This is a genomic window from Alistipes timonensis JC136, from assembly GCF_900107675.1.
GTDB classification, from domain to species: domain Bacteria; phylum Bacteroidota; class Bacteroidia; order Bacteroidales; family Rikenellaceae; genus Alistipes; species Alistipes timonensis.
On the sequence record NZ_FNRI01000004.1, the window covers coordinates 284,963 to 305,871 of the forward strand.

The following is a 20,909-nucleotide window of genomic DNA, read 5'->3' on the forward strand; positions in this document are numbered from 1 at the left end:
ATATGAAACGCTGGCATACATATCTTTTCGCCGGATGCTGTGCGCTTTGCCTCGGGGCATGCACGGGTAATTTCCGGGACATCAACGACGATCAGTCGGGTACTACGGACAAGGAGTTGGAGGCCGACAACAACGGCCTGGGCTACCGGCTGAAGATCGTCCAGCAGGGAGTCTATTTCAACTATGACTACGGCAAGGGCAAGAACTGGCCCTTTCAGATGACGCAGAACCTCAGTGCGGACATGTTCTCGGGGTATATGCACGATCCCAAGCCGCTGCAGGGCGGAAGCCATAATTCGGATTACAACCTTCAGGACGGCTGGAACAGCTCCATGTGGCAGTTCACCTACTCCTACATCATGCCCGAGATCTACCGGCTGGAACAGACGGCCGAAGAGCTGATGCCGCCGTTTTACGCCATTACGAAAATCCTGAAAGTGCTGGTCATGCACCGCGTGACCGATTTTTACGGACCGGTGATCTACTCCCGTTTCGGCAGCAGCGGCGCCGAATATGTGCCCGACAGCCAGGAGGAGGTCTACGGACATTTCTTCGCCGATCTGGACGAGGCCGTGCGGATACTCTCGGAGTATGTCGCACAGCATCCTGCGGCCAATGAGTTTGCACGGTTCGACCTGTTGCTCGACGGCAGTTATGTCTCGTGGCTGCGGTTCGCCAACTCGCTGCGCATGCGGCTGGCTGTGCGGATCGCCTCCGTGGCTCCGGAGCGGGCCGCCGAGGAGTTTCGGACAGGGCTGGAAGACGCTTATGGCGTGATCGAGTCGAATCCGGGAAATGTCGCCGTAGATGCCTCGGGCGTCTTCCTGAATCCGCTGGGAGCAATCAACCGCAGTTGGAACGAGGCGGTGATGAACGCCGCGATGGAGTCGATTCTGGGCGGATTTGAGGACCCGCGCATGGAAAAATTCTTCGAACCCTGCCGCGCCGACCTGGTCGTCACGGAGGAGGGCGGAAAAACGATCGAAATTGCCGGAGAGTTTCATGGAATCCGGCAGGGAACCGCGTTTTCGCACAACTATTACGCGGCGTTTTCGCGTCTGACGGTCGAACAGACGACCGATGCCGTCCTGATGACGGCCGCCGAGGTCTGGTTCCTGCGCGCCGAAGCGGCCCTGCGGGGGTGGACCGGCGAGAGCCCGGAGAACTGTTATCGGCGGGGTGTGAGCCTTTCGTTCACCCAATGGCAGGCGGCGGGTCTCGAACGCTATCTGGAGAGCGGTGCGACGGCGGCGGACTACCACGACCCCGTCGATCCGCAGAACGACATTGCAGCCCGGTGCCGGGTGACGCCCCGGTGGGACGAGTCTGCGGACGACGAGCTGAAACTCGAGCGGATCATCACCCAGAAATGGATCGCCATGTATCCCGAGGGGTGCGAGGCATGGGCCGAACAGCGGCGCACGGGTTATCCGCGGCTGTTCCCGGTGCGCTTCAACCACAGCAAGGGACAGAGCATCGACACCGAGACGATGATCCGGCGGCTGCCTTTCCCTGCGACCATGGCTACCTCTGATCCCGAGCAGTACAATGCGCTGACCGGCGTGCTGGGAGGTGCGGACCACGGCGGCACCCGTCTGTGGTGGGACACCGGAACGAATTTCCGGTAGACGGTCCGATTACCGTTGCTCTGCGCCGTCGTTCCGGCAGATGCAGCCGGTCAGGTGATCGTTGATAAACCCCGCGGCCTGCAGGTGGGCGTAACAGATCGTGGACCCGAAGAATTTGAATCCCCTTTTTTTCATGTCTTTGCTCATGGCATCGGATTCGGGCGACGATACCGGGATCTCGCTCAGCGACCGGAAGGTGTTGACGATCGGTTTCCGGTCGGGAAAGAACGTCAGGGTGTAGTCGTAGAAACTGCCGAACTCTTTCTGCAGGTCGAGGAACAGCCGGGCATTCGTGATTGTGGCTTTGATTTTCAGCCGGTTTTTCACGATGCCGTCCGTGTGCATCAGCCGTTCGACATCTTCGTCGGTCATCCGGGCCACCCGTTCGGCATCGAAATCGCAAAAGGCTTTGCGGTATCCTTCGCGCTTGCGGAGGATCGTTATCCAGCTCAGTCCGGCCTGGGCGCTCTCCAGCACGAGGAACTCGAACAGCGTCCTGTCGTCGGTCACGGGTTTTCCCCACTCTTCGTCGTGGTATTTCACATACAGCGCGTCGGTTCCGCACCAGCCGCAGCGTCCGTTTATCATATCCTGCATAATAGGAACAAGTTTAGTATGGAGTAAAGATAACGGATTCGCTGCGTCGGGCCAAATTTCGGCGGCCTTATTGTGCGGCAGTGCGGATTTCGTCGGCCGGAGTGCTGTTCCACACGCAGAACCTCCGGATGCAGGCCCTCCGCGCGGCCTGCCGGCAGAGTTCGGCTTCGCGTTCCGTCAGGGCGTGGGGCGTGTCCTCCAGGCGGCACCCGTTGTCCGCGACGCTCGTCCCGAAAGCCGGGGCCACGAGCGACTGGAACCAGGTGCAGGCCGCCGTGTAGCGTCCCGCTTTCAGGCTCAGGTGATAGCCGTCGCGCGTCAGGTCCAGTGAGTCGCACAGCTCGGTGGCTCGTAGGTCCTGGATCGCTGTTCCCGAGGGAATGACCACCTCGACGGAGGTGTCGTCGAGGAGCTGCTCGACCGAGGCCACGATCGCATCGTACATCAACTGCTGTTTTTTCTCGTAGCGGCCGAAATCCTTGTGTTCCGAAGTGCGGGCGTAGGCCCAAGTCTGCTGCCAGGCGATGCAGGCTCCGGCGTTGGGGCAGTGCCACCGCACGATTTCTGCCAGCCGGTCGAACCAGGGGCGGTAGGTCTGGTACATGCCCGATTTGCCCGATGACTGTTGAAGCACCACGACATCCCACCGCTCGTCGGTGAGCCCGTCCAGCAGGGTGGCTTTCTTCGAGACGGTTTCCCAGCGGTTGTCCGTCGATTTGGAATAGGTGTACGAAGGTTTGTTGCCGGCATACTCCCTGCAATGGCGTTCGAGCGAACAGCCTCCGATATAGAGGCGTCCCAGCACGACGTTCCTGATGCCGGCGGCTTCCAGCAGTTCGGGCAGGTACATCATGCCGTCGTCGGTGAAGCTGTTGCCGATGCCGAGGATGCGCAGCGTGTCGGGCTGCTGCGGGATCGGGTAGTTGGGGAGTTTTTGGGCGTACAGGCTGACGCAGACCAGAGACAGTCCTACGGTCAGCAAAAGGCGCAGTGTGTGTTTCATAATCGTATGGTTGGTTTATCGGGTTTGTTGCAGATGGGTGATTCGCAGCAGCCGGTCGAATTTGTCCCGGGAGAGTTTCGTCGAAACCCCGACCGTGCGGCCGACGCCCGGCAAGAGGTCGAAATAGTTGTCTTCGAAGTGTTCGTTGCCGTCGAGCGACAGCCATGCGGCGCGAACGAACCGGTCGCTCGTGAGCGTGACCGCATAACCTTCCGCCGTCGGTTCGGCGCTCCACCGGATGTCGGCTTCGGGCAGCGCAAGCTCCTTTTGGGGTGCGAAATAACCGATGTTGGAGTAGCGTCGTCCGCCGGTCGTGAATTGTGTCACGACGATGGCTTCGCCGGGGGAGCAGCCGTGCAGCAGCCCGGAAATGTCGGCCGAATGGACCTTTCGGACGGCATTGGGGCCGAGGGTAACCCGGCGGGAGTTTTTCGAGAGGACGGTGCCGTCCATCTTCAGGACCGTCGTTTCGAGTTTTCCCCGGACGGTTTCGCGGCGGTCTGAAACGAGGAAGACCTCCAACCGTCCGTTTGCGGTGCAGGGCGATACGAGCAGGTCGTCGAAGGCCGGCCGGGCGAAGTAATGCTGCGCTTTCCAGCGGCCGTACCAGTCGCGGCTGGCCCACGAAGCTACGGGCCAGCAATCGTTGTGCTGCCAGAAGAGCGACCCCCAGCAGTAGGGTTTGTCGCGCCGGTGCGCTTCGATGGCGGTTTTGATGGCGTCGCCCTGCAGGACATGGCTCATGTAGAGGAACGTGCGGAAATCGCGTGCGGGCCAGTATTCGTCTTCGAGATACTGGCGGATGCGCATGTTGGCGAAACTGCCTCCGCGCTGGTGGGCCATCATCACCTCCGATTCGATGTCCCAGTCGCGCTCCTCGGGAGCGAAACACAGGACGGAAGCATATTCGGGGAATGACTGAAAGCCGTATTCGCTGAAGAAGCGGCTGCGCGTGGTGTTGTAGTCGGCAATCGGTGCGCGGCTGTGCCATACTTTCCAGAAATGCGTATCGCCTTCGCTGTTTTCGCTCGTGCCTTCGTAGCAGGACCACGGTGACGAAGGATGATAGGGCGTTCCGGGCGAGAACGCGGCGACGGCTTCGGGCAGCACTTCGTAGTATTGGCGTTTGAACTGCGTATCGATGATCTTATCGTATTCCGGATGCCCCTGTTTGGTGTACCGGGCGTTCCATCCCCAGCCGAACCAGGCGTCGTTGCACTCGTTGTTGCCGCACCATACGGCGATCGAGGGGTGGTTGCGCAGACGGCGGATGTTGTCTTCGGCTTCGAGCCGGACGTTTTCGAGCCATGCTCCTTCGGCGGGATAGATGCTGCATGCGAACATGAAATCCTGCCATACGAGGATGCCCCGTTCATCGCACAGTTCGTAGAAAACATCGTCTTCATAGACGCCTCCGCCCCAGACGCGCAGCATGTTCATATTCACGGCTGCGGCGTCGTCGATCGTCTTTTCGTAGACGGCGCGCGTGACGCGGGGCAGGAAAACGTCGCAGGGGATGTAGTTGGCGCCTTTGGCGAAGAGCGGCTCTCCGTTGAGTTCGAAGCGGAAGGTCGTGCCGTCCGAGACCTTCTCGCGCACGAGACGCAGCGAGCGCAGGCCGATGCGGGTCGTGCGGCTGTCGGAGACGTCGCCCGCCGCGACCGAAGTCCGGAATTCGTAGAGATGGGGCTCGCCCAGTTCGCGGGTCCACCAGCGTTTCGGAGAGGCGATGTCGAGCGGAACGGTTACGCGGTTGACGCCGGGCCGGAGCGGGGTCGTGACCGAGGCTTCGATCCCTTCGCCGGGAGCCGTGACCGTCACGACGGCCCGGGGCTGTTCCCGGACGGCGTCGATCTCCACCTCGACCTGCACCCGGGCCCGTTCGGCCGTGACCTCCTCCTGACGGTAGAAAACGTCGCTGATGCGGATGCCGTTCCAGCCTTCCAGATAGACCGGACGCCAGATGCCCGAGGTCACCAAGCGCGGCCCCCAGTCCCAGCCGTAGTGGTAACCCGCCTTGCGGGCGAAGACGCTGACGCGTTTGTCGAAGAGTCCGCCGTTGGCCGACTGATCGTTGATGGCCTCGTAACGGTAGGGCAGCGAGTCGTATTTGGGCAGGTCGACCTTGATCGGCGAATGGAAATAGACTTTCAGCGCGTTTTCGCCGGGACGGAGCAGCCGTTTGACCTCCGTGCGCCAGCGGCGGAACATGTTGTCGGTCGTGAGTATCTTTTCGTCGTTGAGGTAGACGTCGGCATAGGTGTCGAGTCCTTCGAAGACCAGTTCGATCCGTTCCCGGGCGAGCAGGTCGGCGCCGGCTTCGAAATGCGTTTCGTAGATCCAGTCTTCCTTGTCGACCCACTGTACGCCGCGTTCGTTGAGGCGGAAATAGGGGTCTTCGATGATTCGGTTGGCCATCAGGTCGGTGTGCACCGTGCCGGGGACCGTGGCCGGATACCAGTTGTTGAGCCGTGCCTGGCGGAACTGCCAGTCGTCGTGCAGCCGTTGACGGACGGGGCTTGCGGCAGCGGCGAGGGCCATGCAGAGGTACATAGCGGTAAGAATTTGTTTGAGGTTTTTCATGATTTGCGGAAACAGGTCAGTATTTGATAAGCATCTGGGAGATGTATTCGCGGTATTCGATCGGGGTCATGTTTTTCTTTTTGGTGAAGATACGGATGAAATTCGATTTATTGTTGAAGCCGCAGGCGTAGCAGATCTCCGAAGCGCTGAGCGTCGTGTTGGCAAGCAGCTGGCAGGCCTTGGAAATACGCATGTTGTTGACGAAAGTGATGTAGGAGATATTCGTGCGTTTTTTGAAGAAGTGCGAAAAGGCCGATTCCGACATGTTGACCAATTCGGCTACGTCGGCGAGCCGGATGTTCTGGCAGAGGTTTTTTTCGATGTAGTCGCAGACTTTGGCGATGCGGCGCGATTTGGAGGTATGGACGATGTTCTTCGAGTCGCAGAGATTGCTCATGAGCACCTTGCGGTTGGCCGTGGCCAGGGCATTGAGAATGTCCAGAAAAGCGGTCGCCGACTGAAATCCCTGCATGCGGGTCAGTTCAAGAATCCGGTCGCGGACGCTCAACTGTTCGGGACCCGTGAACGAGAGTCCCTGCCGGGAATCGAGCAGCAGTTGCCGGATGGGGAGAAACAGGCGTTTATTGACGATCGGGAAGTCGATCAGGTCCCCCGAGAACTGGATGGTGATGACATGGTTGGTCTTCAACGGCGATTTCCATACGTGGGGCACATAGGGGCCGGTCATCACCAGGTCCAGGGGGCCGAAATCCTCGGTGGAATCGCCTACGATGCGCGATCCCCGGGTGTTCATCACCAGGTTGATCTCGTATTCCGGATGGCAGTGGATCGGATAGTCGAAATGCGCGTTGGGGTGGTTGAGGATGATGAAAAGGTCCTCGTTCGTGATCGGGGTGATCTCCTGCTGTATCTCTTTCATGTCCGGTAGGGTTTCGGGTCCGGTACAAAAATAGGAATAATTCAGAAAGCTCCATGAATAATTCAAAAAAGTATACTTGTTTAGCCGACTTATACAATCCGGTAAATTTTAGGGTACATATCTTTGCATTAGTAAAAAAATCCTAAAACGACTTACATGAATTCGATTGCGATTAATTTTGTCGACTGTGCGATTATCGTCCTTTACCTTATATTAATAATCTGGTGGGGGCTGCGCCACGGCAAGAGTTCCGACGCCGGGTCTTATTTTCTGGCCGGCCGTACGATGCCGTGGTGGATCGTGGGGCTGTCGCTTTTCGCCGCGAGTATTTCCAGTACGACGCTTATCGGCCAGTCGGGCGACGCCTACCATACCGGTGTGGCCGTGTTCAATTACAACCTCACGGGGGTCGTGGTGATGGTGTTTTTCGCCACGTTCCTGCTCCCGCTCTATATCCGTTCGGGGATATTCACCATTCCCGAGTTTCTCGAACGACGCTTCGACAAGCGGTCGCGTTACTACTTTTCCGGGATCTGCATCGTGGGCAACATCTTTCTCGATGCGGCCGGGGCGCTGTATGCCGCCGCGCTGATTATCAAACTGTTGTTTCCGGATGCGGACTTGCAGCTCATCATCATCGTCTTCGCCGTGCTGGCGGCTTCGTACACCATTCCGGGCGGTCTTTCGTCAGCGATCAACGCCGAGCTGATTCAGGCGGTGATCCTGATTGTCGGGTCGGTGATCCTGACGGGAGCCTGCTTCGCCAACGGCGGTTTCGACTACCTCGCGTCGCTGTTCGAAAGCGGCGACATGAGCGTCAAACTGATTCGTCCGCTGACCGATACGGCCACGCCCTGGCTGGGGCTGATCGTCGGCATGCCGGTGCTGGGCATCTATTTCTGGGCCAACAACCAGACGCTCGTGCAGCGCGTGCTGAGCGCGCGGAGCGTCGACGAGGGCCGCAAAGGGGTGATGTTCGCCGGAGCGCTGACGCTGGCCACCTTCTTCATCATCGTTTTTCCGGGTGTCATAGCCCGGCACCTCTTTCCGGGTATCGAGAAGCCCGATATGATCTATCCGACGATGGTGCTTCGTCTGTTGCCCACGGGGTTGCTGGGCATCATGCTTTCGGCGTTGCTCGCGGCGCTGACATCGACGCTGAGCGCCATTCTGAACTCCACGTCGACGCTCTTCACGATGGACTTTTACGCCAAGATCGACAAGCGGGCCGACGAGCGTAAACTGGTGCGCGTCGGCAAGCTGGCTTCGCTGGTTATCATCGTGATCGCCGCCCTCTGGGCTCCGCAGATCGGCCGTTTCGGTTCGCTGCTCAAATATTACCAGGAGATGCTCTCCTACATTGCGCCTCCTGTCGTGGCGGCCTTCCTGATGGGCGTTTTCTCGCGCCGCGCCAACGGACGGGGAGCCTTTGCCGGGCTGATCGCCGGGTTGGTCGTCGCGGCGGCGATGCTTCTCTGGCGCACGGAGATCTTCGGCGGGATGCACTTCCTGCTGATCGTGCCGTTCCTGCTGGCGTTCAGTCTGTTGGTGATTTGGGCCGTAAGCCTCACGGCCCCGCTGCCCCCCCCCGATAAACTGACCGATACGACCTTCTCGGCGGCGGATTTCCGGGCTGAAACCCGCTCGCTCGCGGAAGTTTCCTGGTGGCGCAACTACCGCGTATGGGGTGTTGTGCTGTTGGTCCTGTGTGTGTTCATTCTTATAATTTTCTGCTGATATGAAACTGAAAAAATACGAAAAGAATCCGATTGTCGCTCCCAATCCCGCGAATGCCTGGGAGAATCTCGTGACCTGCAATCCGGGGGTCATCTACGACGACGGCAAGTTTTACATGCTCTACCGCGCTGCCGGCGACGATGAGGAACATGTCATCCGTTTGGGGCTGGCTGTCAGCGAGAACGGCTTCGATTTCCGCCGTGTCGGCGATTTGCCGGTGTTCGGACCCAGTGTGGACGGCCCCGACGGAGGGTGTGTCGAAGATCCGCGCATCGTGAAGTTCGACAATGAGTTTTACATTACCTATGCCTACCGCGCCTATGCTCCCGGGCAATACTGGACCTTCGCGCACGATGTGGTGCGTCTGCCTGAATGCGGGGCTTATGCGCCGGCCGCCATGGCGCATAATCTGGGAAATACGGGGCTTGCCGTGACGACCGATTTTCGGAATTTTCGCCGGCTGGGGCGGCTTACGTCGCCTGTGCTCGACGATCGGGATGTGATCCTTTTCCCGGAGAAAGTGGGCGGCCGGTTCGTTATGATGCACCGCCCGAAACAGTTTGTGGGTGAGCGCTATGGCGTGAAATACCCTTCGATCTGGCTGAAGTTCTCCGACGACCTGCTGGCCTGGGAGGACAAGCCCAGCGAACTGCTCATCACCGGCCGCGAGGGGACCTGGGAGGAGAAGATCGGCGGCAGCACGCCGCCGATCCTGACCGAGGCGGGATGGCTGACGCTCTACCACGGGGTCGCCGACGGCGGTACGGCCGAATACCGCGTCGGGGCGCTGCTGCTCGACCGGGAGAATCCGCTGCGGGTGTTGGCCCGGACGCCGGAACCGATCCTCGAACCCGAGTTTTTCTATGAAACCGAAGGTTTTTACAGCCATTGCGTCTTCCCGACCGGCAATGTGGTCGTCGACGGCGTGCTGTACGTCTATTACGGCGGGGCGGACAAATATGTAGGCGTTGCGACCTGCCGGTTGGAGGAATTATTAAATTATTTGACGGAGAAGTGCCGTTGCGAATAGCTCTTTTGCAATCTGTTTTCATAAAAGTATAATCAATCAGCGATTTTCTAAAACAGTTCCTCCGCTGCGGAATGTTACTTTGCAGTGTCCGGTGAAGTTCCCGGAACCGCACCGGACCGTATCGATAAACTACTCTAATCTAAAACGTATGAAAATGAAATTTTACCTGATCGTTCTCTCCCTGCTGGCGGTCTGCCTGTGGGGGACGGGAAACGTCCGCGCCCAGTCCGCATCACGGAGTATGACCGTGACGGGCAAGGTCGTGGATCAGAACGGCGCCGCCGTGACGGGCGCGTCGGTCGTCGTAGCCGGTACGACGAAGGGCACCACGACCGGTGCCGACGGGGCTTTCTCGCTGACCGGAGTGGCGGCGGACGCCCGTCTGACCGTCAATTTCATCGGTTATAAAACGCAGACGGTGGAGATCGGCGGCCGCACCTCGTTCAATATCGTGTTGGTGGAAGAGGCTACGGCGGTGGACGAAGTGGTGGTCGTGGGTTACGGACAGGTCAAGAAGAGCGACCTGACGGGCTCCGTGGCCTCGGTCAAGGCCGAGAAACTCACCGACATTCCCGCCAACTCGATCGACGGACTGTTGCAGGGCCGCGTGGCCGGCGTGCAGGTGGTCAACTCCTCGCAGGATCCCGGAGCTTCGTCGACGGTGCGTATCCGCGGCAACTCGTCGCTCAACGGTTCGAATGCCCCGCTGGTGGTCATCGACGGATTCCCCTGGGGCGACGCCGGCGATTTGAAGCAGATCAACCCGCAGGACATCGTTTCGATGGAGGTGCTCAAAGATGCTTCGGCGTCGGCCATCTACGGTTCGCGCGGAGCCAACGGCGTGATCCTCATCACCACGCGCAAGGCGCAGGAAAACGTGACGCGCATTACGCTGCGTCAGCAGACGACCGTTTCGGGATTCAGTTCCGAACTGAATCTCTGGCGCGATCCGGTGCTGATGGCGATGCTCTCGAACGAAAGCAGCATCAACGCCGGACTGACGCCGACCTACATCGGTGCGACCAATGCCAACGGCGTCTATTATCCCTCGATTGCGGAGTTGCAGACGACCTGGACGACCAACACGCGCTGGGATGACCTGGTGTTCCGCTCCACCCCCGTGTCGAACAACACCACCGTGCAGGTGCAGAGCAGCAACGACCGCACGATGTTTCAGGCCAGCGCCAACTACTACCTCGACAACGGTATGTATATCGAGGACACCTACCGCAAATACGGGGGAAATTTCTCGGTCGAGCACAAACTGCTGGACAACCTGCGCATGAAGGCCAGCGCCAATATCACCAGCAACAAACGTCACAACAACGGCGGACTGGCCTATTGGCGCAACCCGATCTTCCCGGTTTACGACGACGAGGGCGATTACTGGCTTTACGGCGCCCAGGACTATTCGCATCCGCTGGCCCTGACCGATTTGCAGAAGAACGATTCGAAGGGCCTCGACATCATCTCGTTCGCTTCGGTGAACTGGGACGTGCTTCCCTGCCTGAACGTCATGGCGCAGTTCAACTACAAGCACGGCGAACAGATCACCGACAAATATTTTCCGAAGAAGTATTCCGAGAGGGGCGTGTTCAACGACGGTTACGGGTCGATCGACAACTGGAAGGACGACAACATCGTTTTCGAGGCTTACGCCACGTTCGATCGGACCTTCGCTGAAAAGCACCGGCTGACGGTGATGGGCGGTTACTCTTACGAGAACTATCAGTCGCGCAGTTCGTCGCTGGCGGCCAAGGGCTTCATCAACGAATCGCTGGGCAACGAGAACTTAGCTGCGGGCGATTCGGAAACCTATTCGATCGGCAACAGCTTCTACAAGACCGAGCTGGTATCGGCCCTCACGCGTATCAACTACACCTTCGATAACCGGTTTCTCTTCACCTTTACGGCCCGCGCCGACGGTTCTTCGAAATTCGGCTCCAACAACAAGTGGGCTTTCTTCCCCTCGGGGGCGTTCAGTTGGAAGATGCACGAGGAGCGCTTCATCCGGAACCTGAACGTTTTCGATGTGCTGAAAATCCGCGCCTCCTATGGTATTTCGGGTAACCAGGGCATTTCGGCCTACCAGACGTTGAGCCGTTACGGACAGCACAAATATTTCAACGGAGGCAAGTGGGTGACGGCCATCGGACCCGGCTATCAGTCGGGCACCACGGGGCAGGACGGCATCTATGCGCTTTGGAGCGGCATTCCGAACAAGGGGCTGAAATGGGAGACCACCGCGCAGGTAGACCTCGGATTGGACATGTCGTTCTTCGGCAACCGTCTGAACGTGACTTTCGACTGGTATGACAAGCGCACCTCGGACCTGCTGCGCGAGCGCAACATCGCGCCTTCGTCGGGTTACGACAAGATGTGGGTCAACGACGGCGAGATCCGCAACCGCGGTATCGAACTGACGATCGACGGCGTGGCGTTCCAGAACCGCGACTGGCGCGTGGGCGGCACCTTCGTCTTCTCGCGGAACCGCAACAAGGTGCTCAGCCTCGGAAACGCCGTGCAGACCGGGCTGAAAACCGACCTCCGGACCGGCATGCAGTATGAATATTACGGCAACCAGAGCGAACAGTTCCGCGCCTATACGAATATCCTCGCCGTAGGGCAGCCGATGTATGTGTTCTACGGTTACAGGACCGACGGCATCGTGCAGTCGTTGGCCGAGGGGCTGAGCGCGGGACTTTCAGGCGATGATGCTCTGCCGGGAGAGTTCAAATACGTCGATCTTTACAATGGCGACGGATTGGAAACCGTCGACGAGAACGACATGTGCATCATCGGCGACCCGAATCCCGACTGGATGGCTTCGCTGGGCATCGATGTTTCGTGGCGCCGTTTCGATTTCAGCATCTTCTTCAACGGCGTCTTCGGCAACGACGTGCTGAACACCAAACGCTTCGACCAGCCGAGCAACATGCCGATGCGCTGGACGGCCGACAACCCGACCAATTCCTACCCGCGGCTGAACGCCAACCGCCAGACCAAGCTCTCCGACTGGTGGGTCGAGGACGGCTCGTTCGTGCGCATCCAGACCATGACGCTGGGTTATTCGATCCCCTTCTCGAAGAAAGATGCGGCTCGCAAGGTACGCCTCTACGTCAGCGCCGACAACCTCTATACCTTCACCGGCTTCGAGGGCTACGATCCCGAGGTGGGGATGACGGGTATCTATTCGGGCGGCTATCCGCGCCTGCGCAAATGGACGTTCGGAGCCGATTTCACCTTCTAAACATTGCCAACCATGAAAATCAAACACCTTATACTTGCGTTCGGGGGGATCTCTCTCCTCGCGGCCTGCAACCTGGACGAGTATCCTTACGGCTTCTACTCCGAGGACAACTTCTACAAGACGGAGGCGGACGCCGAGTCGGCCGTGAACTATATCTACGACGCGATCAATTATATCGAGTATTCGCGTTCGATCGTCTTCCTGGGCGACATGAACACCGACGACATGGAGCCGAAAGGCGACGCGGCGGCCGCCAACAAGGAGCTGGACGGATGGAAGATCAACAATTTCAGGACCAACACCACGCTCGGCAATTTCTACAAGTACTCCTACATCACGATCAACCGGGCCAACGCCGTAATCAAGAAGGTGCCGGGGATGAACATTGACGAGGGCCGCAGGAACCGCTTCCTCGGTGAAGCCTATTTCATGCGTGCCTATTCGTATTTCAACCTCGCGCGCAACTTCGGCTGCGTGCCCGTCCACACGACGCCTGTCGAGACGCTCGAAGATACGGCCGTCCCCGCCGCCGAGTCGCTCGACGCCATGTGGAAGCTCGTCATCGAAGACTTCAAGACCGCCGGTACGCTGCTGCCGTTCTTCGCAGCGCCCGAAACGGGCCGTGCGGACCGCGCCGCGGCCTACGGAATGCTGGCCAAGGCTTATCTCTACATCGCGTCGGCCAAGGAGCACGGCGTGCCCCAGTACGCCGCCATGTCGCACGACGTGGACGAATACTATGCCGAGGCGGTGAAATACGCCGGTCTGGTGGTCGACAATCCCGAGCAGACGGTTTTTCGTTTCGACGACAACCTGCTCGATATTTACGACGTCGAGCGGCCGGCCGGACCCGAGCATATCTTCATCATGTCGATGGACCGCACGGGAGAATCGGAGGGGCAGTATTCGAAGATCTCGAAGATGTACCTGCCCTATGTTTCGGGGGCCACGATCTATCTCAAGCAGGGCGATTCCGACGAGATGGTTCCGACCCATGACGGCTGGGGCGAGTACCGGACCGCGCTGTCGTTCTACGACGCGTTCGCCGCGGGCGACCGTCGTCACGACTGGCTGATCGTCGACAAGGTGTACGACGCTGCGGGCAATGTGGTGGCTTCGACGGCTGATGGAAAACTGAGCTATCCTTTCTGCCGCAAGTTTATCGACCCGAACTTCGCGGGGGACAAGACCTCCACACGTCCCTATTTGCTCCGCTATTCGGACGTTGCATTGACCTATGCCGAAGCCGCCGGACCGACGGCCAAGGCGTATGAACTGGTGAACTTCATCCGCAATCGCGCCGGTCTGGGCGATTTGGAGCCGGGACTGGACAAGAAGACGTTCCGGGAGCGGGTGATGGACGAGCGCCGTTTCGAACTGGCTTTCGAGGGGAACCGCTGCTACGATCTGCGCCGATGGAACCGTCTGCATACGGATATTGCAGAAGCGAAGGGGCAAGGGCTGACAGCCGAGCAGATGGTATTTTATCCCATTCCCTCCGTCGAATCCGACCTGAACCCGAATCTTTAACCTTTCAAGAAAACGCAGAATTATGAACAAGCTGAAATATTTGCTGAGCGCTTTCGTCCTGCTTTGCTTCGCATCCTGCAAGGACGATCCGTGGGAAGATGTCGCCGACAGCGGCTGGAACCACGAGCGGTCGATCATCGACGTTAAGTTCGAGGGTCAGGCCGGAACGCCGACCATCACGGAGACCGATTCCGAAACGGGTGTCATCGAACTGCAGCTGGCTTCGGACATGGTCGCGGACATGTCGAAGGTCCGGGTCGAAACGCTGACGCTCTCCTATAAGGCCACGGCGAACGTCGCATCGGGCGGGACGATCGACTTCACGAAGGGCGATCCGCAGATCGTCGTGACCTCTCCCAACGGCGAGTCGCGCACCTATACGCTCGAAATGACCGAGTTCACGGAGACGCTGACCGGTACGTATACGATCAGCAACCTCTGGGTCTACGGAGGCACGGGCGCCGCTTACAACTGTACGAAGCTCTATAAGCCCGCCGACAAGTCGTGGTGCTGGAACGGCGAAGGCCGGGGACCTGCCGCCGAGATGGACAACTACCTGGTGTTCACGCTCGGAGAGATTCTTGCCGACGGCAATACGACCGGAACCTGCATGAACTGGGCCGGCGAGGACGCTAAAAACTGGGACTGCGTCTTTGCCGGGGCGTCGAACCCCGACACCGGGAAGCCGGTCGATCTGACGCAGTTCTACCGTCAGATTCCCAAGGGCGAGAGCACCTGGCTGCGCAACTATTCCGACGGGACGATCACCTTCACCGATGCCGACGGACACAAGACCTCCTGCACGCTCGTGCCGAAGGGCACCTACCAGATGCCCAACGTGCCGCCGATTCCGCTGACGCTCGAATCCGAGGCCTTCAAGTTCAATCTGAAAGGTACGGAGGACTGGAACAACACCTACAACGATTACGGGGTCTTCGCCCGCAATCCGGTGACGTATTACATCGAGATCGTGAAACAGCCGGCCGGGTTCGAGGTTCCCGAGGCGTCGAAGACGATCGAGGAGCCGGTCGATCCCGAACCGGAACCGGAGCCCGATCCGGAGGAGACCTCGCTCGCCGGAACCTACTCCGTAGGCCGCCTGACGGTGTACGGCGGTTCGGCCGATCCCGCGTTCGTCAACCCGGTGGACAAGAGCTGGGTGTGGGACGATTCGATCGGGAAGGAGTCCGACAACATCCTGGTGATGACCGCCACGGGCACCGACGCCGCCGGCCGGGAGACGGGAGAGTGCGAATACCTGCCCGGTGAGGACGGCGGGTACTGGAATTACATCCTCAAAGCCGATTATAACAAGGAGGGAACGGGGGCTCTCGACCTGACCAAATATTACGGCCTGCTGCCCCACGGCAAAAGCGCCTACGTGTATGACGCCGAGGCCGGAACCGTGGTGTTCACCTCGGGAATCGTCTCCATCACGGCGAAGCTCCTGCGGGAAGGAGACTATACCTACGGCTCCTCGACGCTCAGTGTTCCCGGTATCGCCTTCGACTTTGCACTGCCCGGGCAGACGACGCAGGGGGCTTATCCCTGGACCGATTACGACCGGTTCGCCGTCGGGCCGCGCAACTATGTGATGCTCTTTAACAAGCAGGCGGAAGCCGGCGAGTGATCCGATAACGTCCGCATGCAGGTTCGGCCTGCATGCGGATTTATAACCGATGCCTATGAAAAACTTCGGAAACCTTCTGCTCGCATGCGTGGCGGCGCTGCTGGGGGCCTGTGCGGGAGAATCCGCCGGGAAATGCGACGTTGTGGTGCGTATCGATGCCGACAGCGTCGTCAATCGCGGCTACATCGGCAACGGGGTCCAGTGGGACCCTTATGCGCTCGACTACGGAAAGGGACGCGTCGAGATCAGCGATGCCGACTGGGAGAAGCTCTATGACCGCCTCGATTTCATGCGGCCGGCCTTTATCCGCGTGATGACCAACACGACCTCGGTCGTACGCGACGGGCGGCTCGATCCCGGGCGCGGATTCGAACACCTCGCGCATATTCTCGACTACTGTCGTTCGCGCGGCGTGACGGTGATGTTCGGCGATTGGGGCGGATCGCTCATGGACGCCCGGGCCGGGACGGTCAACTACCCGCTGCTGGACCACGCCGCGGCCTATGTCGCCTGGCTGGTCGGCGAAAAGGGCTATGACTGCATCCGTTACTACAACCTCGTCAACGAACCCAACGGCTTCTGGTCGGCGGCCGACGGCGATTTCGACCTGTGGGCGAAGGCCGTGGGCTATTTCCGCGGGCGGCTCGACGCCGAAGGGCTGGACGGGAAAGTGGAGCTGGTCGGTCCCGACGCTGCGATCTGGGGACCCGAAGAGGCGTGGTGGGTGAGCCGCAGCCGCGATGAGCTGGGCGGCTGTATCGGGCTGTACGACATCCACACCTATCCGTCGAAATGTACGGTCAACTCGGGAGAGTACGCCCGTATCCTGCAGGCTTACCGGAAGGAGGTGCCTGCCGGTCGGAAGATCGTGATGGGGGAGATCGGCTTCAAATTTGTCGAGCCGGCCGATTCGCTCTTGCAGGCTGAGAACCTGCGCCGGGCCGCGGCGCATCCGAATGCCTCGACGGACGATTCGCAGATGTTCGTCTACGACTGGATGTACGGCACGGACATGGCCGACGCCTTGTTTCAGACTGTCGAAGCGGGTTATTCGGGGTGTATCGCCTGGATGCTCGACGATGCGATGCATTGCAAGGAGGCGCCCGACAAACTCAAGATATGGGGTTTCTGGAACATCTTCGGCGACGAGATTTTCGGAGCCGGCGAGGAGTGCGTGCGGCCGTGGTATTATGCCTGGTCGCTGTTGTGCCGCACGCTGCGGCCGGGAAGCGATTTCTGTGCTGTCGATGTGCGGGGAGCCGCCGGGGTCAGGGCTGTCGCCGCCGTGAAAGACGGACAGCGCACCGTCGCCGTCGTGAACGTGTCGCGTGAACCGCGCCATGTGCGGATCGAGTCTTCGGGCTGGGGCCGGCTGGAGGGTGTGGTCCGCTACCGTTACGGCGAGGGGTTGATGCGTACCGAGGGCGACCACGTGCTGCTGCCCGACGCCGCGGACCTGAAGATCGACCTGGCGACCGGCGCCGAATATGAACTGCCCGGAGAGTCGATGATTTTACTGACCGAACAAAATAACTGATTATGAAAAGATTGCTGATTTCACTGGTCGGCGCGGCGGCTCTGTTCGCCGCCTGCAACTCCGGGCGGGCGCTTCGTATCGAAGTGACGGACCGGGTCGTAAGTGCGGATTACATCGGCAACGGCGTCGAGTGGGACCCTTACGATGAGGCCGGAGCCTGGGGCGCTGAGGTGAGCGACGCCGATTGGGGCAAACTGTTCGAACGCCTCGATTTCATGCGCCCGGGCTATGTGCGCTGCATGATCAACAGTCCGTACCGCTATTACGACGCCGCGACGGGCCGTTACGACCGGATGCGCAACCTCGCGTCGCTTCGCCGTTTGCTGCAATACTGTCAGGACAAAGGCATTACGGTGGCCTACGGGGAGTATAATCCGCCGACGTGGGCGATGAAGGATTCGCAGCGGTGGGTGGAGATGTCGGTCGATTATCTGAATTTTCTGGTCTGTGACCTCGGGTTCGACTGCATCCGCCATTTCATTATCTTCAACGAGCCCGACGGGAGCTGGGCTTCGACCAACGGCGATTACGACCTGTGGCGCTCGATGGCGCGGCGTTTCGATGCCGAAATGGCCCGGTATCCGGAATTGAAACGAAAAGTGTCGCTTGCGGCGCCCGACGTGGTGATGAGTTATAAGAATCCGGCGTCGGAGTACGATGCGGCGGGATGGGTGGCCCGGAGCGCGCAGGACCTCGGTGCGCAGATCGGCGTCTACGACGTGCATGCCTATCCCGGTCAGCACGAGGTGCGCAGCGGGGCTTATGCCGAAAAACTGCGCCGCATCCGTGCCGAGGTTCCGGCCGGGAAAAAACTGATTCTCGGCGAGGCCGGATACAAGTATTCGTCGCCGGAGGATTCGCTGCTGAAAGCCGAGTACGACCGTCGGGTCGTCGGGCATCCCTTCACCAAAGGCTCGGACTGCAACATGCTCTGCTACGACTATTTCTACGGGCTGGATATGCCCCTGCTGGCGATGGAGGTGATGAACAACGGCCTTTCGGGGGTGGCGGCGTGGATGCTCGACGACGCCATGCATTCGAACGGCGATTCGGGCCGCACGGAGGACGTGAAGATCTGGGGCATGTGGAACATCCTCGGCGAAGAGGTCTTCGGCGACGCTTCGCAGGAGGAGCTGCGTCCCTGGTACTATACCTGGTCGCTGATGTGCCGCTGTTTCCCCGCCGGGTGCGACATCCTCGCGTGCGGGGTTCCGCAGCGCGATGGGGTGCGCGTCGCGGCCGCCCGCAAAGACGGGGCGTACAGCGTGGCGGCGGTCAACTTCTCGCAGGAATCGTGCGACATCGAGATCGCTCTGCCGGGCGATTTCGCCGGAGGCGTGTTGTATCGTTATACGGAGAACGGCCGGGCGTGCGACGAACGCGGGCTGCCCGTGCCGTGCGAACGCGGTATTGCGGGACGAAGTTTCCGCACGACCCTTCCGGCTGAGAGCTTTGTCTTGCTGACGAATATCGAATAATCCAAATACCTGAAACTATGAAAAGAATTCCATTTATGCTGTTGGTTTCGCTGCTGTTTTCCGTCGTGGCGTGCAGCGATGACAACGAGGGGCCGAAAAAGAAGGGTGAGAGCGATCCCGTGACCCTCACATTGTCCGATCCGAACGCCACCGAAGAAACAAAAGCGCTCTATTCGAATCTCTGGGCCATCCAGAGCAAGGGGTTCATGTTCGGTCATCACGAGGACCTGATGTACGGTCGCACGTGGTACGGCACCCCAGGCGGTTCGGATACGAAAGCGGTCTGCGGCGATTACCCCGCCGTATACAGCTTCGATCTGGCTGAACATATCGACGACCGGTATGCCGCCGACCCGGATGCTCAGGAGTTGCGGCTGCGCTGCTGTAAGGAGGCGTATGATCGCGGGATGGTGCTCATTTCCTGCATTCATATCAACAACCCGCTCACCGGCGGCGATTCGTGGGACAATTCCAGCAATCGGGTGGTTGCAGAGATTCTGACGGAGGGTAGCGCCACGAATAAAACGTTTAAGGAGTGGCTCGACCGGCTGGCGGACGTCGCGCTCAATCTTCGGGGGAGCGACGGTAAGTTGATTCCCGTGATTTTCCGCCCGTTCCATGAACATACGCAGACGTGGTCCTGGTGGGGCGCGTCGTGCACGACGACCGAAGAGTTTATGAACTTGTGGAAATTTACGGTGAAGTATTTGCGCGACACGAAGGGCGTGCATAATTTCATTTACGCCATCTCCCCGCAGATGGACAGTGCGAAGACCGTGGACGACTTCTATTTCCGCTGGCCGGGCGACGAGTGGGTCGATTTCGTGGGTATGGACTGTTACCAGGGTATCAACAATGCGGTTTTCGTGACCAACCTGAAGGCTATTTCGAAAGTTTCGATGGCGAAGCGCAAGCCGTGCGGCGTGACCGAAACGGGTGTGGAGGGTTTCTCCGCCACGGATTATTGGACGACGAACATCCACGCTCCGCTGACGGGCCGCCGGGTGAGCATGGTGGTGACGTGGCGTAACAAGTACGATCCGATGGAGAGCGGGACGCACTATTTTTCAGTATTCCCCGGGCATCCCTCGGAGCGCGATTTCGTGAAGATGTATAATCAGGAGAATTCGTTCTTTTGCGGGGATTTGCCCGACATGTACTCCCCGGCAGAAAATGTGACGGTGCAATAAGCGTCTGTCTGCAACGAACGTGAACCGATTTGCGCCCTGCGGGAAACAGCTTCCGGCGGGGCGTTTTCGTGGCGGTCGTACGTTATTCGAATACGAGGTATTTCCAGCCCTCTTCGGTGAAGCAGCGCACTTTGTCGGCGTTCCGGTCGTAGTAGAGCGTTCCGACCGGGATCGACTTGCCGCCTAACTGCGCATTCTCATACGAGGTGTCGGCCGGGGCGTCGTCCAGCGCGGCCAGGGAGAACGGCACGAACGACACGGCCCAGCGGCGGCCGAAATCCACGCCTTCGTTCCGGTCGTCGGAGCCGAGTTTGACCCATCCGAAGTGCCGGGCCGGACGGTAGAGCCCTTTCGGGGAGTAGACCTGGATGCAGGCGATGTCGGGGGCCTGTTTGCCGATCAGCATGGTCAGACGGCAGGTTTCCGTGCCGTTCCACCCTTCGAAGAGGTGGCCTCCGTCGACGAACGAAGTGCGGGGCTTCGCCGCCTTGTTGTGCCAGCGTCCCCGGCCGCCGCGCACCGAGAGCATCGTGGTGGATTCCAGAATGCCGTCCACCGTATTGTATACGGGTTGCTCTTCGGGGTCGAAGCCGTAGTTGTAACGCACGTCCTGCCATTTTTCCCAGGCGGGGTCGATCTCTTTGCGAACCGGAACGCATTTCCGTTCCAGGGCATCGACGACGCCTTGCAGGCTGTCGATTTTTGCAGTCAGGGCCGCGACGGCCCGTACGAGCGCTTTACGATTCGTTTTGGTCTTCTGCCGGGCCGAAACGGGCAGGCAGATCGCAAGGGCCAAAAACAGCCCGATGATTTTTTTCATGATAGAGGTGTATGTC

General features: G+C 59.5%; 14 protein-coding genes. 9 read left to right on the top strand and 5 right to left on the bottom strand.

What is annotated here, in order from left to right:
• Positions 1–2: 2 nt before the first annotated feature.
• Positions 3–1,628, top strand: a complete 1,626-nt coding sequence (locus tag BLU78_RS07350; RefSeq protein WP_010262616.1) for a SusD/RagB family nutrient-binding outer membrane lipoprotein — start codon at positions 3–5, stop codon at positions 1,626–1,628.
• Positions 1,629–1,637: 9 nt separating this feature from the next.
• Here the strand turns inward: BLU78_RS07350 and BLU78_RS07355 are convergent, their stop codons facing one another.
• From BLU78_RS07355 to BLU78_RS07370, 4 genes are all read right to left on the bottom strand, one after another.
• The gene (locus BLU78_RS07355) at positions 1,638–2,225 is read right to left on the bottom strand and encodes a DNA-3-methyladenine glycosylase I (protein ID WP_010262621.1); all 588 of its coding nucleotides are present in this window, start codon (positions 2,223–2,225) and stop codon (positions 1,638–1,640) included.
• A gap of 67 nt (positions 2,226–2,292) precedes the next feature.
• A complete protein-coding gene (locus BLU78_RS07360) occupies positions 2,293–3,228 on the bottom strand; it encodes a DUF4886 domain-containing protein (RefSeq protein WP_010262625.1) in 936 nt (311 codons plus the stop codon).
• A gap of 15 nt (positions 3,229–3,243) precedes the next feature.
• Positions 3,244–5,781: a beta-mannosidase gene (locus BLU78_RS07365; protein WP_010262629.1), complete on the bottom strand. Its 2,538-nt coding sequence runs from the start codon at positions 5,779–5,781 to the stop codon at positions 3,244–3,246.
• Between the two features lie 46 nt (positions 5,782–5,827).
• Positions 5,828–6,691 carry an AraC family transcriptional regulator gene (locus BLU78_RS07370; RefSeq protein WP_010262631.1) on the bottom strand — a complete coding sequence of 288 codons (864 nt, stop codon included), beginning with the start codon at positions 6,689–6,691 and terminating at the stop codon, positions 5,828–5,830.
• 156 nt (positions 6,692–6,847) lie between these two features.
• Between BLU78_RS07370 and BLU78_RS07375 the strand changes: the two genes are divergently transcribed.
• From BLU78_RS07375 to BLU78_RS07410, 8 genes are all read left to right on the top strand, one after another.
• Complete coding sequence (locus BLU78_RS07375; RefSeq protein WP_010262635.1) at positions 6,848–8,428, top strand: sodium:solute symporter; 1,581 nt, start codon at positions 6,848–6,850, stop codon at positions 8,426–8,428.
• A gap of 1 nt (position 8,429) precedes the next feature.
• Positions 8,430–9,458, top strand: coding sequence for a glycoside hydrolase family 130 protein (locus BLU78_RS07380; protein WP_010262638.1), 1,029 nt, complete (start codon positions 8,430–8,432; stop codon positions 9,456–9,458).
• A gap of 148 nt (positions 9,459–9,606) precedes the next feature.
• Entirely contained in the window at positions 9,607–12,708 is a 3,102-nt protein-coding gene (locus tag BLU78_RS07385) for a SusC/RagA family TonB-linked outer membrane protein (protein WP_010262640.1), read from the top strand.
• A gap of 12 nt (positions 12,709–12,720) precedes the next feature.
• Positions 12,721–14,238 carry a RagB/SusD family nutrient uptake outer membrane protein gene (locus BLU78_RS07390; RefSeq protein ID WP_010262642.1) on the top strand — a complete coding sequence of 506 codons (1,518 nt, stop codon included), beginning with the start codon at positions 12,721–12,723 and terminating at the stop codon, positions 14,236–14,238.
• Positions 14,239–14,260: 22 nt separating this feature from the next.
• Positions 14,261–15,868: a hypothetical protein gene (locus BLU78_RS07395; RefSeq protein WP_010262645.1), complete on the top strand. Its 1,608-nt coding sequence runs from the start codon at positions 14,261–14,263 to the stop codon at positions 15,866–15,868.
• 55 nt (positions 15,869–15,923) lie between these two features.
• Positions 15,924–17,405, top strand: a complete 1,482-nt coding sequence (locus BLU78_RS07400; protein WP_010262648.1) for a hypothetical protein — start codon at positions 15,924–15,926, stop codon at positions 17,403–17,405.
• Positions 17,406–17,407: 2 nt separating this feature from the next.
• Entirely contained in the window at positions 17,408–18,883 is a 1,476-nt protein-coding gene (locus BLU78_RS07405) for a hypothetical protein (protein ID WP_010262651.1), read from the top strand.
• A gap of 17 nt (positions 18,884–18,900) precedes the next feature.
• Entirely contained in the window at positions 18,901–20,073 is a 1,173-nt protein-coding gene (locus BLU78_RS07410) for a glycoside hydrolase family 26 protein (protein WP_026020733.1), read from the top strand.
• Positions 20,074–20,155: 82 nt separating this feature from the next.
• On the opposite strand, the gene BLU78_RS07415 is transcribed toward BLU78_RS07410, so the two are convergent.
• Positions 20,156–20,893, bottom strand: coding sequence for a hypothetical protein (locus tag BLU78_RS07415; protein WP_020691865.1), 738 nt, complete (start codon positions 20,891–20,893; stop codon positions 20,156–20,158).
• Between the last annotated feature and the right edge of the window lie 16 nt (positions 20,894–20,909).